Annotated in this window: 15 protein-coding genes and 1 riboswitch; of the genes, 4 read left to right on the top strand and 11 right to left on the bottom strand. The window is 34.8% G+C overall.

Going from position 1 to position 14,490, the window contains the following annotated elements; all coding sequences use genetic code 11:
* Positions 1-147 precede the first annotated feature (147 nt).
* A complete protein-coding gene (locus tag ACFE0M_RS13725; RefSeq protein ID WP_434546347.1) occupies positions 148-546 on the top strand; it encodes a hypothetical protein in 399 nt (132 codons plus the stop codon).
* Positions 547-548: 2 nt separating this feature from the next.
* Here the strand turns inward: ACFE0M_RS13725 and ACFE0M_RS13720 are convergent, their stop codons facing one another.
* The 3 genes from ACFE0M_RS13720 to ACFE0M_RS13710 are packed head-to-tail and all read right to left on the bottom strand — an operon-like array spanning position 549 to position 2,225.
* Positions 549-1,010 (bottom strand): c-type cytochrome, encoded by a 462-nt coding sequence (locus tag ACFE0M_RS13720; RefSeq protein ID WP_434546346.1) that lies wholly within the window; start codon positions 1,008-1,010, stop codon positions 549-551.
* A complete protein-coding gene (locus ACFE0M_RS13715) occupies positions 1,000-1,662 on the bottom strand; it encodes an SCO family protein (protein ID WP_434546345.1) in 663 nt (220 codons plus the stop codon). Before ACFE0M_RS13715 ends, ACFE0M_RS13720 begins: the two co-directional genes overlap by 11 nt.
* Positions 1,663-1,688: 26 nt before the next feature.
* Positions 1,689-2,225 (bottom strand): CopD family protein, encoded by a 537-nt coding sequence (locus ACFE0M_RS13710; protein WP_434546344.1) that lies wholly within the window; start codon positions 2,223-2,225, stop codon positions 1,689-1,691.
* A gap of 147 nt (positions 2,226-2,372) precedes the next feature.
* Between ACFE0M_RS13710 and ACFE0M_RS13705 the strand changes: the two genes are divergently transcribed.
* Positions 2,373-3,053 carry a Crp/Fnr family transcriptional regulator gene (locus ACFE0M_RS13705; RefSeq protein ID WP_434546343.1) on the top strand — a complete coding sequence of 227 codons (681 nt, stop codon included), beginning with the start codon at positions 2,373-2,375 and terminating at the stop codon, positions 3,051-3,053.
* A gap of 142 nt (positions 3,054-3,195) precedes the next feature.
* Here ACFE0M_RS13705 and ACFE0M_RS13700 read toward each other — a convergent pair whose 3' ends face one another.
* Both ACFE0M_RS13700 and ACFE0M_RS13695 read right to left on the bottom strand, forming a co-directional pair.
* On the bottom strand, positions 3,196-4,122 hold the full coding sequence (locus ACFE0M_RS13700) for a hypothetical protein (RefSeq protein WP_434546342.1): 927 nt from the start codon (positions 4,120-4,122) through the stop codon (positions 3,196-3,198).
* A 10-nt stretch (positions 4,123-4,132) separates the two neighbouring features.
* Complete coding sequence (locus ACFE0M_RS13695) at positions 4,133-5,413, bottom strand: CHASE2 domain-containing protein (protein WP_434546341.1); 1,281 nt, start codon at positions 5,411-5,413, stop codon at positions 4,133-4,135.
* 135 nt (positions 5,414-5,548) lie between these two features.
* Here ACFE0M_RS13695 and meaB point away from each other — a divergent pair, with 135 nt between their 5' ends.
* Together meaB and ACFE0M_RS13685 are read left to right on the top strand one after the other, a co-directional pair.
* Positions 5,549-6,538: a methylmalonyl Co-A mutase-associated GTPase MeaB gene (meaB, locus tag ACFE0M_RS13690; protein WP_434546340.1), complete on the top strand. Its 990-nt coding sequence runs from the start codon at positions 5,549-5,551 to the stop codon at positions 6,536-6,538.
* 6 nt (positions 6,539-6,544) lie between these two features.
* Entirely contained in the window at positions 6,545-8,746 is a 2,202-nt protein-coding gene (locus tag ACFE0M_RS13685) for a choice-of-anchor B family protein (protein ID WP_434546339.1), read from the top strand.
* 42 nt (positions 8,747-8,788) lie between these two features.
* Here the strand turns inward: ACFE0M_RS13685 and ACFE0M_RS13680 are convergent, their stop codons facing one another.
* From ACFE0M_RS13680 to ACFE0M_RS13655, 6 genes are read right to left on the bottom strand one after another with little or no spacing between them, the layout of a single operon-like run.
* Positions 8,789-9,496, bottom strand: coding sequence for a diphthine--ammonia ligase (locus tag ACFE0M_RS13680; protein WP_434546338.1), 708 nt, complete (start codon positions 9,494-9,496; stop codon positions 8,789-8,791).
* Between the two features lies 1 nt (position 9,497).
* Positions 9,498-10,481, bottom strand: coding sequence for a DUF3667 domain-containing protein (locus ACFE0M_RS13675; protein ID WP_434546337.1), 984 nt, complete (start codon positions 10,479-10,481; stop codon positions 9,498-9,500).
* Between the two features lie 53 nt (positions 10,482-10,534).
* A complete protein-coding gene (locus tag ACFE0M_RS13670; protein WP_434546336.1) occupies positions 10,535-10,693 on the bottom strand; it encodes a DUF5522 domain-containing protein in 159 nt (52 codons plus the stop codon).
* Positions 10,690-11,070: an acyl-CoA thioesterase gene (locus ACFE0M_RS13665; protein ID WP_434546335.1), complete on the bottom strand. Its 381-nt coding sequence runs from the start codon at positions 11,068-11,070 to the stop codon at positions 10,690-10,692. Before ACFE0M_RS13665 ends, ACFE0M_RS13670 begins: the two co-directional genes overlap by 4 nt.
* Before the next feature lie 60 nt (positions 11,071-11,130).
* A complete protein-coding gene (locus tag ACFE0M_RS13660) occupies positions 11,131-12,243 on the bottom strand; it encodes a DUF5074 domain-containing protein (RefSeq protein ID WP_434546334.1) in 1,113 nt (370 codons plus the stop codon).
* Complete coding sequence (locus ACFE0M_RS13655) at positions 12,240-14,129, bottom strand: TonB-dependent receptor (protein ID WP_434546333.1); 1,890 nt, start codon at positions 14,127-14,129, stop codon at positions 12,240-12,242. Before ACFE0M_RS13655 ends, ACFE0M_RS13660 begins: the two co-directional genes overlap by 4 nt.
* Positions 14,130-14,222: 93 nt before the next feature.
* A riboswitch (cobalamin riboswitch) is annotated at positions 14,223-14,453 on the bottom strand.
* Positions 14,454-14,490 lie beyond the last annotated feature (37 nt).

Here is a 14,490-nt window from a genome sequence, read left to right as displayed (position 1 = left end):
CTTCACAGCTCTAAATGGCTACAAGTTCGATTTGTGAAGACACAAATCGGTAGCATCAGTGCCAACTTGACAAACTAGGGTTAATTTAAATTCTCAGAACTTCCTTTATTACTTTTCGTTTTTTGAGTTAAATCATTTAACACCAACATGAAAATTTTATCGAAAGTAAGTTTAATATTATTTGCTGTAATCGCTTTAAGTTGCGAATCAAAGGAGAAAGAAGTTGAGAAATTGAAAACCGAAACCATTGCCATTCATGATGAAGTCATGCCTAAAATGGATGATATCATGAAATTGAAAAAATCGCTTAAAATTAAGCAGGATTCGGCCAATGAAAATGAGCAAGGAAACATTCAGAATTTGATAATTGCGTTGGAAGAATCGGATAAAGCCATGATGAATTGGATGCGGAATTATGACCCAAGGATGGAAGGCATGTCAGATGCAGAAAAAATTGAATATCTCAAAAATCAAAAGTCTTCCATTTCAGAAGTAAGCGATAAAATGAAGCAAAGTATTGCTGAGGCGGAAGAATATTTGAAATAATTTTATGGACAGTTGGAGAGTGATTCTTCAACTGTTTCCAACTCAATCATCCCTGTCTCATTTCCCCAGCTATTGTAGATGTAGGTTGAAATTTCAGCTATTTCTAAATTCGTTAATCGGTCTAATGCAGGCATTGCCTGATTGTAAGTTTTACCATTAACTTTAATTTCTCCTTTTAGTCCATTTTTTATAGCACATATAGTCCGTGGGATATCTTCCAGCATATAATCGGATTTAGCCAAAGGAGGAAATAGTTTGCCTAACCCATCTCCCTTCTCTTGATGACAATTACTACAGTGGGTCGTGTAAAGTTGTTTGCCTTGTATCATATACTTGGCATACTTCTGTAATTTCTCGTTGGAATAGTTTTCGGTTGCGGAATTTTTAAACTCCTCGTATCGGCCACAGGAAAAAAGTACCATACTTAGAATTACCATTGAAAAGAATGTTGATTTACTCTTCATAAGTAGCCAGTAATAATTCAATATCTGTGATTAATTTATCAACTTCTTCAGAGCGTGTCCCATCATATACCCCTCTGATTTTTCTTTCTTTATCAACCAAAACAAAAGCACCGCTATGAAGATAACCACCCGCTTCATTTTCATCCTCCATAGCTGTTACCATATAGCCTTTTTGACCGAGTTCGTAAATATCCTCTTTTTCACCGGTAACAAAATGCCATTTTGGGGCTTGTACATCCAGCTTTTCGGCAAAATCTTTCAATAAAGCCACGGTATCATATTCAGGATCGATGGTATGGGAAATAATACCCACTTCATCATTATCTTTATAGGCTTCATATACCCGTAGCATTTCCTTTTTCATGGTCGGGCAAATGGTTGGGCATGAAGTAAAAAAGAAATCAGCTACATAAACTTTTCCTTCAAAGGTTTCAGGAGTTACCCAATTGCTGTCCTGATTAACTAATTTATAATCTGGAATCGTATGGTCAACTGTGTCGGTTACTGTTTGGCCATCTACAACTTTTTCTACGTACTGCTTTCTTCCCAATACAGGAAATTCAGCTTTTTTATTTTTTTGGTTTTCTAATCCACAAGCTGTTAGCATTAAGCTTATTAAAGTAAAAAGAATACTTGATTTTAATATTTTCATTTTTGATAATTATAAATTATTCATTACTAATTATTTCTCTTTCTTAATGATTTATAAATTTTGATGGCAATCATTAAGACCACCCCAAAAGCTATAAAACCTATGGTGCCCCAAATCCAATTGAGTTCATTTTTGAGTACTATTAAGAATACTACGGCAACCAGAAAAAGGGTTGCTACTTCATTCCAAATTCTTAACTGAGTTGAGCTGTATTTTACAATTCCTTTTTGGAGTTTTTTATAAATATAATGACAAGAGAAATGATAAAGGTAAAGTAGGAATACAAATGCCAATTTGATATGCATGAAAGGCTGTTTTAACCAAGCAGGCTGTAATATCAATAAAGTTGTGGCTAAAATCAGCGTAATGATAGCCGAGGGCCATGTAATAACATTCCACAATAAGCGCGACATTTTGCTTAACTGGGCATGAAGTATCCCCTTTTCAGGTTCAGATTTCTGGAGTGCTTCAGTTTGATAAATAAAAAGCCTAACGATATAAAATAATCCTGCAAACCATGTGACTACAAAAATGATATGCAAAGACTTAATATATAAATACATATTTTGTTAATTAGGATTTCAATTTTTTGAAGTAGGAATATTTTATCCTGCTGCAAAAGTAATGATTATGAACTTATTTTTGTTTAGTTCCGTAAAGTATAAAATTAGATTTAGTAACAATTATTACAATTCCTAACTCCAAATAATATGGCAGATTCTACTCAACTATGGTATTTCGAAAATGTTGATTTATTCAATTTACTTTGCCCACATAAAATTGAAGGGATAGAAGACGATCATCCCATGACTAAGTTTAAGAAGGAAGAGTTTGTTTATTTCCCGGAAGATTCTTCTAATTATATTTATATGATAGCGGAGGGAAGGATAAAAATTGGCTCTTATTTGGAAGATGGAAAAGAATCAGTTAAAGCGATTTTAAGCAAAGGTGAGATTTTTGGTGAATTAGCTTTGACGGGAGAGGATAAAAGGCAGGATTTTGCTCAGGCCATGGATGCAGGAACTATTGTTTGCTCCATGACATTGGATGACATGAAAAATTTGATGGCCAACAACCAGCCTTTAAGTTTTAAAATGATGAAATTGATTGGACTGCGTTTGCGTAAAACGGAAAGGAGATTAGAGTCTTTAGTTTTTAAAGATGCTCGCACTCGTATTGTAGAGTTCCTTCGAGATGAGGCGAATGAAAAAGGAAAAAAAATCGGTTTTGAAATGATGATTCCCAGTCATTTAACCCATAAAGATATAGCCGCTTTGACGGGTACTTCTCGGCAAACTGTTACCACTATCTTAAATGAACTGAGAGAGAAAAACATCATCAACTTCGATAGAAGAAAAATCCTCATTAGAGATATGGAATTATTGGCATAAAAAAAAGGAAGCTTTTTAGGCTTCCTTTTTTAGTTTAGTTTTGGTTTTTATCTCTAATTTAATCGTGCTAATCAGTGCGATTTGGCACTGAATATCCACAATACTATAATAGTCCCTCTAATTATTACCAAATAGGCTCTATTTAGTTTGTAAATCCATTTCTGATTAAGAAGTCTTCATAAGCTTTTTCAAAAACTGGAACATTGGGTGCCATTTGGATGGCTTGTTCATAAGCTGTTAAAGCATCTAAAAGCAAATCATTATCTTCATAAAAAGCAGCCATTACTAATTTGTCCATAGCTGACTCACCTTCAATTTCGCTTTTCAATTGCTCTAATGTTTCTTTAATTTCAGCAGTTTCTTCTTCTGGCTTAATAGTGATAGCATAATCATCAGATTTTAGGTCTTCGCCTTTAACCTGTACTTTTACTTTGATGAAGTTCTGACCCGCAAATGGTTCTTTGCTTCTATCCAATAAATAGGAGGTTTTATCCACTGTTTCGGTTGCTATGGTTTCATCGAACAAGTTGCTGAAGGTCAATTCATAAGTTAAATCCTCAATTTCACCTTCTTGCTTAGGTTCGTTCCATCTTAAGATTACTTCATCATTGATGATTTCGCTTGAGCTTAAAGCCATGATTTTGATAGAAGCGCCACTAGCCAAAGCCCTATCAACTGCTCCAGTAGCACCTAGGCTTTTTCTGTAATCTCCACTGCCATCATCCTCGCTCATTTTGTTCATCACAAAATCAGCATATTTACTGGCCACACTGGTGTTTTTGCTTTTTAAGTTAGCGGCCAATCCTGATACAGTATGAGCCCCAGGGGTCTTTACTTCCAAAGTTTTACCTGAATTATGCATTAAACCTAGATATGCTTCCTCTGATAATTTCAGCTCATCACCAGAATTCAATGACTGGCCGGTTTTCAGCTTAGTCCAATCTGCTCCTTCTATCTTTACAGAATTATCGCCTTTGTTGGCCAGTACCTTAAATACATAACCCTGCGCATTGGCCGTATAATTTCCGAGCCATAACGCAACAACTAAAATTTTGATTAACGATTTCATAATAATTGATTTAATTGATTTCTACTTTGTCTTTTCTTCTTTTACTTACACTAAACAATTCTTTTCTACCTTCTTTAGTAAACATATTCTTCACTACTCCATTATATACTTCTAAGGAGTCACCGACTACTGCCACTACCCCCATTGCGAGGGTCAATTCCAAATTTACATTATACAAATGATAACTATAGATAATTGCTAATAGTATTAACAGCAATTCTATTAATTGAACTACTTTAGTGATACCATCATACCAGTTTTTAAGTGCATAATAAACCCACATAAATGCCACCACATTTAGGTAACATAACAAAACAGCTATTATTATTTGATAGTGTTCTTCAAGTTTGTAAACATAATCTTCGTCCATCACCATGGAAATGATATTGGCATGAATCACCGCTCCATACATGTCTGGCTTACCTCTACCGGCATATTTCTCATTTAAAGGAGTATAGTATTTATCTTCAATATTATAGGGGTCGCCAAAATATTCCCCCAACATGCCAAATATTACTATTTTTCCTTCTATTAACTCAGGAACGAAATTTTCATTAAAAACATCCGGTACATCCAACGCAAAAAAGGTAGGGGCAAAATTAGTATCACTACCCATTGCATTTCCTTTATAGTTAATATATTCCGTGTCATTATCTCTCTCCAAAAATCGATCCACCTTATCAGGTGCCAAATATTGTGCTAGTTTTAGGGCAAAAAACAAATGAGTGCTATCCTTATCATATAAATACTCTTTTGGAACAAATGAGCGACAAGTCTTGACGTCTTCTTGGCTAACTCCTTCTCCAGTCACTAAGTTGGCAAAGCCAAAATCCTCTGCATGAATTCTAAATTTTTCTGCAGATAATTTTAAAGAATCTACCACGTTTTCTTCATTATATTTTTCAAGCTTTGTGGCCATTACTAAATTATCAACCTCTCGTAATGCATTCACAAGTGCAGAGTCTTGAGCCTCACCTTTCGGAAAGGGAAAGAAGGTATCTAGTCCTATTACCTTGGGATTGTACTTATTAATGATCCTGATTTGCTCGGCTATCATTCTTCGTGGTAATCTGGCTATGTTGACCAACACAATATTATCATCAGCTGGGGGATCTTCCCTTAATGTTGAGTACACTATGTCATTGAATTCTACATCTTCCAAGGCTTCACCAACCGGATCGATGGCATCAAAAACATTGATTAAAGAGAATAACCCAAAGATGACAACGAAAATAAAAGCAGTTGCCAAGATTGAATCAATCCATATGTTTTTGAATATGCTTTTCTTCATCCTATATTAAAATAGTTAAATTTTTTATCTGAATAGTAAAATTATAATAATTAATTGAATTTAACAATTATATGTAAAAAAATTATATTTTAGGCAATTTGCATCTTAACTTTTGGTCTTTAAATACAATTCAGTTTGAAAAGAAGAAACAGATTATCTTTAGAAGAATATAAATCCGGTGTGCTTTCAGGAAACAGGGTAGGTTTAAGTAGGGCTATCACCTTGGTTGAAAGTACTCTAGACAGTGACAATGAGTTGGCAGCTCAATTAATAGATGAGGTTTATGAATTCACAGGTAAATCTTTCAGAATAGGAATTACAGGGGTTCCCGGTGTCGGGAAAAGTACTTTTATCGAGGCATTTGGTCAACTAATTCTTAAAAATGGAAAAAAGTTGGCGGTTTTGACCATAGATCCTTCTAGTCAAAAAACAGGAGGTAGTATTTTAGGTGATAAAACCCGCATGGAAAAACTCAGCCGATCTGTTGATGCATTTATTAGGCCTTCCCCATCTGGCGATGCTTTGGGTGGTGTAGCTCACAAAACAAGGGAAACGATGTTGCTTTGCGAAGCGGCAGGTTATGATTTTATTTTGGTTGAAACCGTTGGGGTAGGGCAATCAGAAACCTCTGTTAAAAATATGGTTGATTTCTTTTTGCTTTTAATGTTGGCAGGTGCAGGAGATGAATTACAGGGGATTAAGAAAGGGATAATGGAAATGGCCGATGCAATTGCCATTAACAAAGCAGATGGAGATAATATTGACAAAGCTAAAAAGGCAAAGAAGGAATATCAGAACGCATTACATTTATTCCCAGCAAACGAAAATGGCTGGGTACCAGAAGTTCAAACCTGTTCAGCCTTAAAAAGTGAAGGTTTAAAAGATATTTTACAGTTGTTGGAGAAATACCAATTAGAACAAAAGCAATCCGGTTTTTTTGACTTAAACCGGAAGGAACAAGCAATCCACTGGATGCATCAGACCATTCATCATTTTTTAAAACAAAACTTCTACAAAAGTCCTGAAATATTGAAAAATTTAAGCAAATTTGAAGAAGAAGTAAGAAAAGGAGACAAGCATTCTGTGCAAGCGGCCAGAACATTATTAAATCAATATTATAAATAAACTATCATGACCAAAAGAATTTCCATACTGTTTACATTAAGTCTGATTTTTAATTATTCATTTGCACAAACGCCATGCGAAAATGGTAAGTCTGCTGGATATGACTGTAACCAAATAGAATATTTGGCAAGTCTAGGCAATGGCCAGTTGTCCGGTACAAGCGGGGTTCAAGGAAACGATATATGGGGCTGGACGGATCCTTCCTCTGGAAAGGAATATGTTTTAATGGGCCAGACTAATGGGACAGTATTTGTAGATATTAGCAGTCCAACTTCTCCTAATATTATCGGAAGACTGCCTAGCCAAACCGGAAATGCTAGTTCTTGGAGGGATGTAAAAGTATATAATAATCATGCATTTATAGTGGCAGACAACAATACTGGTCACGGTATGCAGGTTTTTGATTTAACAAGACTCAGGGGCGTTAATAATCCGGATGAAATTTTCTCCGCTGATGCTGTATATAATGGGGTTTCCAGTGCCCATAACATAGTAATAAATCAAGAGACAGGATTTGCCTATATTGTAGGGGCTAGAGGTGCAAGCAATAATTGTGGTCAGGGTGGATTACATATAGTCAATATACAAGACCCTAAAAACCCGAAATATGCGGGTTGCTTTGATTCGGATGGCTACACACATGATGCACAATGTGTAATTTATAATGGCCCGGATCAGCAATACCAAGGAATGGAGATTTGTTTTAATGCAAATGAGAATACCGTGACCATTGCCAATGTGGAGGACAAGGAAGATACAAGACTGATTTCGAAAAAAGGATATTCTCAATCCGCCTATTCTCATCAAGGGTGGTTGACTGAAGATCATCAATATTTTATTTCAAATGATGAATTGGATGAGTTAAATAGTGGGCTAAATACGAGGACTTTGATTTGGGATGTTAGAAATTTAGATAATCCCATTTTACTAACTCAATATTTTTCTGAAAGAACGGCTATTGACCATAATTTATATACCAAAGGCTCCTTGATATATCAATCTAATTACACAAATGGTTTGATAGTGTTAGATGGGAAAAGAATTGCCAAGGGTGATTTGCGTGAAGTAGCTTATTTTGATACTTATACACAAGGAGATAATACTTCTTTCAGTGGTAGTTGGAGTAACTATCCATACTTCAAAAGTGGTGTTATTGCCATCAGTGATATTAATAATGGGTTATTCCTGGTAAAACCAGCAATAGAAGAAAAAATTGTTCAACAACCTGTTTTTAATGCTTGTGGAGAAGAAGCCGTGTTGACTGTAGAAGTTGATGGAGAATTTGAAGTCGGTCAATACCAATGGCAACGAATGGATGGAGATGTTCCTGAGAATTTAACAAATAATAATGATTTTTCAGGGGTAAATTCTTCTATGCTTACTATAAATCCTGAGCTTGAGGGCTTGGCCCAAATGCGTTTCAGATGCAAAATTAATTTAGTAAATGGAGAGACTTTAACTAGCTATCTTTCTAACTATTATGACGGTTTACCAAGTGCGAACCTAACGGCATCGATTAATGATTTGGAAGTGACTTTCGAAAATAGCACGCAAGGGGCTAACAGTTATGAATGGGATTTTGGTGACGGTAGCGATATTTCAACAGAAGAAAATCCGATTCATAATTATGAAAATGCGGAGAATTATCAAGTAACACTTACTGCAACAAATGATTGTGGTTCGTCTGAATTCGTTTATAATTTAAATTTAACTAAATGCTTACCTGTAGCTGATTTTACGGTTTCGGTAGATGAGGGAGAAATAACATTTATAAACTTGACCAGAAATTCCAATTTGTTTGAATGGGATTTTGGGGATGGCTCTGGAATAGTTACAGATAAAAATCCAGTTTATACTTATGATAATGAGGGGCCCTTTGAGGTAACCTTAACCGCCTATAATGATTGCGGCACTAGTACGGCAAGCATGACTATTGATGCAATGGTTTTGAACAATACAACATCCTTAAACCAACTTCTTAATATTTATCCTAATCCGGTTCAAAATAATTTATTTATTGATTTTGAATCTTCTGAAAGTATTCAGGAATTAAGCATAATATCAGCTAGTGGACGGAAATTGTATTTTAATAACTCTTTCCAAAATGGGGAGAGCATCAATATGTCAGCATGGAAATCTGGGATTTACTTTATGATTATAACTGATGCTAACGGAAAGAGAATAGTGGAAAAGATTGTTAAAAATTAATGATGATCTACTTGGTTTCACACAAGTGCAACCGGGTAGATATTATTCAATTTCTGCAAAGTAAAATTCACTTTTAATATCTTTTAATTTCCCTTCTTCTTCAATTTGATACTCATAAAAATGAGAGTGAACCCTACTCATTTTTATTTCAATCGGATTATTGAAAAGGGGTCCGTCATAAACAAAAGTGTGGAATTCTCCATTTTCACCACAAGGATCAACATCCAAAGGTAATTCCTTAAGAAGTTGATGATCCATAGATTGTCCTATCATTTCCTTTTTGAGTTTGGAGGCATCTCCTGCGCAAATTTTAGTCTGATAACCCAAATTTAAAAATTCTTCGATAACAGATGTAGTAGGTTTTTTCCATAATGGGAAAATACATTTCATGCCTGCTTCAGTCATTTTTTCTTCCCTGTATTTTCTCAAATCCTCTAAAAAAATATCACCAAAGGCAATGGTTTCTATACCTTCTGATTTGCAATAATCAGCATATTCACTCATCACCTGATCATAAGATTTATTGCTTTTGTCAGATGGTAAATAGCTGATTTTAAGCGGGATATTCAATGAGATTGCCTGTGCTTCAATCAGTTCTTTTTTGATACCGTGCATCCCAACTCTATCGGTTTCTTCTCCTATTACTGTATGTAAATGGGCTATTTCATAGGTATTCGAGTTCATTAGATAATGAAGCGCCAAACAAGCATCTTTTCCTCCGCTCCAACTTAAGGCAATTTTCTGTGGCATATCAAATAGTAATAAAGGAAATGTAAAGTTCAAAGAGGAAACCGAAAACTAAGAGGCTGAAGTAGAAGAATCCCAATATGAAAAACTTCATAATAGATTTTGCCCAACTATTCTGGTAAAGCCTTTTAATTGAAAAAAGAGTATATATACTTACCCAAATAAAACTCAAAAATATAATCCATTCTTCTGCAAGAGAAAATAAGCTCAAGAGGAGTATAGCCAAACCATATATAAAGTAGGCAAAAGCATGCAAATGCAACCCATGAATCAGATGTTCTATGTAATATCTTTTCTTCATAAATAGAAGGTAAAGTATAAAGGCAAAAATGGGGAGGAAGAAAAACATCATGATGGGAAGATTCCTAACAGCTTGAAAAGTAAACATGGAAGAATTCAATATAAACGATCTTTTATAGGCTGTAGGTATTTGTTTAATATTTCCTCCTACTTTCTGGAGGTTGGCTTCAAATTCTTCGTCACTTAATGATTCATCAGAAGCCCAATATTTTAAAGTAGCCCATCTGTTCAATGTATCTTCTTTTTCTAAGCCATCATTTTTCTTGACCTTGTTTATCAACTGTTGAACTCCTGCACTGTCCAATACATTTACATTTACGGAATCTAAAACTGGCTTTTTATTGATATATTCTTTCAATGTATTATCAATAAAATCTTTAGGCACAGTCAGGCTTATCATAAAAAAATAAAATAAGGAAAATATCAAATATAGCCTGATTGGGTTAATATATCTCCTTCTTTTACCCTCATTGAAAGCTTTAGTGAGCTTCCCAGGCCTAAATATAAAAGGATTGAGCGTTTTGAATAATATGGTATCAAAACTGAGGTAGTTTGAAAAGAAATCTTTTAAAAAAGCTCCTAGTGGCAGTTTTTTGTCTGAATTTTCTTGTCCGCAATTAGGACAGTAATTTTCATTTGAATCTAATTGCTCACCACAATTAAGGCAGTTCGTAGTCTTATTTTTCACACTTATGTTCAGTTAGCTAGCTACGAAAGTAAAAAATAAATTGAATGTTTTTGTTATTTTTTTGCCTTCACATTTTTAAAATCATAAGGACAATGTCGGCACCTGTTTCCACAGCAGTAGCCTCTTTTGAGATGATACTTTTCAGTAAAAACGAAAAATCCGTTTTCCATATAAAAGTCACCTTCCTCTATTTTGATATTTTTAGTGTTCATAAAATTGAAATAGGTTTTTTATTTTCATCTATGGCCACCATGGTAAAATTACCCGAAATGGATTTTTCTCGGTGATTGGAATACATTTCTTCGGTGAACACATCCACTCGTACTTCTAAGCTGGTATTGCCTACTTTTTCAATCTGACCAATTAATTCTACTATTGTTCCTGCAGGAATGGCTTTATTGAAATCTATTTTGTCACTGCTAACCGTTACCATTTTCTGTCTTGAATAGCGTGTGGCTGTAATAAAAGCTACCTCGTCCATCCATTGCAATGCAGTTCCTCCGAATAAGGTATCATAATGATTAGTCGTATTCGGAAAAATGGCTTTGGTTACCTTGGTGATTGCATTTTCTTTTTTGTCTGATTTCATATTTTAGGAATAATAAAAGATGGGTGGAATATATACCACACCATCTTTTTATTAATTATTTTAATCTTCTTCCTCCTCCTCAAAAACCTGAAGTTCAGTTTCAAAAACAAATTGAGTAGGTAGTATCCCTGAAACAAATTCATTGATCAATTCTCCTTCAGCTGAATATATCAATACTGTTCCGCCATCACTAAAATCAACACCATCTCCAATGTAGATATCTCCGTTCTCTGGATCTATGCCAAAAGCATAAGGGGTTTGAATTTCTTTAATTGTGGCTACAGAATTTATGGATTTGGAAGATAAATCATAAGCTTTCACTTCATTATTTTGAAGGAAATAAATGGCATTATCAAAAATATCGGCATCTCCATAAATTTCAGCGCCTAACTGCACGGTTTCTGCAATTGATGCGTTTTCAACATCGATTTTTACCAAGGCACCACTATTACAAACCACCCAAGCATTTCCTGAGGTATCCATTAAAATTTCCTCAGGGCCAGCTGGTAATTCAATGTCATTTATAATTTCATTATTATCAATATTAATGAATGTTAAATGCTGATAACTTCCAAAATAGTGCCTTGTGGCAAGTAATGTGTTGCCTACAATTTGAACATCTTCTAAACCTTCTTCTGTGTCAATTGAACCTGTTACGGAATTATCATTTAAATCAATAGTCAATATCCTACTATCTGATAATCCAAAATCGTCATTATAAGGTCCCCAGTTGCTTAAATATCCTTTGTCACCCGAAATGGCAATAGCTCTAGGTTTATCTATTGTTTCACCTTCAATAGTAGTGGAAAGGGAAAGCGTAGCTGAATCCAAAACTTTCACTGAATTGCTCCCATTCAATACACTATAGTAAAAACCACTGTTTGAAAGGACACTTTGTTGTACATCACCAATGAAATTACCATTTTCATTTCTGTAAACAGTAGGATCATATTCTTGGTTTTCAGGATTATAAGAACCTATGGTGGCGTTGTTTGCCTGAAATCCACCTTCATGAAAAATTAATACGTTTACTGTTTTTGAAACTAAACTATCTGAATCCTCATTATCCTGTTCATCTTCAGGAATTACTTCATCCTCTTTACATGCAGTAAAAGCCAATAACAGGGCTAATAGTAAATAAATCGATTTTTTGAAAAAATTAATCTTGATCATTTTTTAATGTTTATTTTATATTGAATTGTTAATTGATAATTTCTACCAGGCATTGCATAACCAGAATACAATTGATAAGATTTATTGAATAAATTTTTCACTTGAGCTGAGGTTGTCCAAGTTTTATGGTTCCATTTAAATCCTAAATCATTTAGTAAAAAGGCATCCAATGCATATACATCTGAATTGCTGTTGGTAGTAAAAACCTTTCCAGTCCATTGTTGGAATATATCCATTGAAAACTCCCTCCAAATAATGGATGCAGATGCATTTGCTTTATGCAGAGGTGTATAAATCAATTGCTTGCCAATTTCATTTTGATTTCCCTCACTTTCGATTACTGTTGATTTTGTAAAGCTATATTGTCCATCAACCTCAAATTTCAAATCTGAAACTATAGGAAACACTATAGAGGCACTTGTTTCAATCCCTCTTGCCAAAACCTCTTTTATGTTTCTGGGTCTCCATTGATTATTGGCATCCGGAATCCATTGGATCCAGTTATCTACTTGATTATGATAAGCCGTAATCGAGAAATTCGATTTGAGTTCATTCCATCCATATTGAGAAGTTAGGGTAACTTCTTTGTTCCAAGAAGTTTCAGAATTTAGGTCAGGTTTTCCTGCCTCGTTCCAATATCTATCATTTAGGGTAGGTAATCTGTAATTATATGAGCTGTTTAATTTAAGATCTAGTCGATGGTTTTCTGACTTCAATATTTGAGTAGAGATACCTGCATAAGGTGAAATTGGAATATTCACACCTGGGACAACTTGCTGTCTTAAATGAAAAGCATAATCTAAATTCTTCAAGACTTGCCCTTTAAACAATGCACCAAAACTATAGCGTTCTTCTGTAGCCCCACCAGCTTCATAACTTTGATTTTGAGCGTCTATATGATTATGTCGAGCCGATAATTTTACTTGGTGTTGGTTTGAAAAGTGATATTTAAAATCAGCAAAGCTTTCCAAACGGTTCACTTTATAATATGAAATGGCTTGCCCCAATCTGTAGTCCATTTCGTCCATAAAAAAACCCGTTCCAATATTGAGTTTACTTTTCTCACCATTTCTCTCATAATTTAGATGAGTTCTTAAATTATGATCTGTTTGTTCATTTATATCCCGGTGCGAACCAATTGGGGGTTGTATTTCCCTGAAATTATCATGGTACCAAATGGCTAATTTCAATTGGTCTTGACTACTGATTTTATAGCCTATGTTTTGATTGATCCCCCATCTTTCAAAGCGGGCATTATCTTGTTTTTCTCCTGTTTGTAAAATTTCAAAATCATTTTCGGCTTTGCCCCAATATAATTTCGTGCTGTAAGCCCATTGATCATTGCTTCCTTTGGCTGAAAGATTACTGTTAAATTGGCCGTAGCTTCCAATTTGTTGCCCTAAGGATAATTGATGACCGGATGTGAATTGCAATGGGTTTTCTAATAAAACTGCCCCTCCAAAAGCGCCATTTCCGCCCATACTGCTTCCGCTTCCCGGAATAATGGAAATTTCTGAAATTGCATGAACTGGAATTAAGGAAAAATCATTTTGACCTAAAGTGAAGCTGTTGATATTGAAATTATTCCATAACACGGATGTTTGACTCGCACTGGTGCCACGAAAGGCAATGGTAGTGAGCATACCATTTCCGTATTCTTTGAAATATATACTGCTATTTTGCTTTAAAACTTCGTTGATATTATTGCCTCCGTAGAAATCAATGGTTTTGGCTTTGGGAAATATAATATTATTCCCCGGCAGAAATTGTTTTTCAAAATTTCCTTGCACAGAGATTTCATGCAATACAGGAATACTGTCTTGTTGTTTTTGCGACCATAGTTCATTGGAGAACCAGAGCAATAAAAATAAAATACCTAATCGCATAAATTATAGTTTAATGCGACCACGGTCAAAATCAGATGTAAAAAAGTTAGCTTATAGCTTTCGTACATTCCTGACCTTTCACCCGAAAGTCGAAAATATTAATGAGCCATGGCAGGTCTCCTGACTTGTCCTTTGAAGATGCGGCCTTCCCAACCGCTAGCTAGCGATCAGTGGCAAGGGTATTGCATTTCCATTAAAAATTGGACTTACAGTTGCGGGGACAGTTTCGGAATTTTAGTTTTAAAAAATTAAAACCAAGCACCGAATTCCCTTTTAATTCTGAAGGATTGTTTTCCAACAGAAACCATAATTCTTTTGCAAATGTAGGCGAATCAAAGATGAATTCAAATAGATATTCTTT

Source organism: Marivirga sp. (genome assembly GCF_051117495.1).
Classification (GTDB): Bacteria; Bacteroidota; Bacteroidia; order Cytophagales; family Cyclobacteriaceae; genus Marivirga.
The sequence above is the reverse complement of the archived record's forward strand: the minus strand, read 5'-3'. Positions and strand labels throughout refer to the sequence as shown.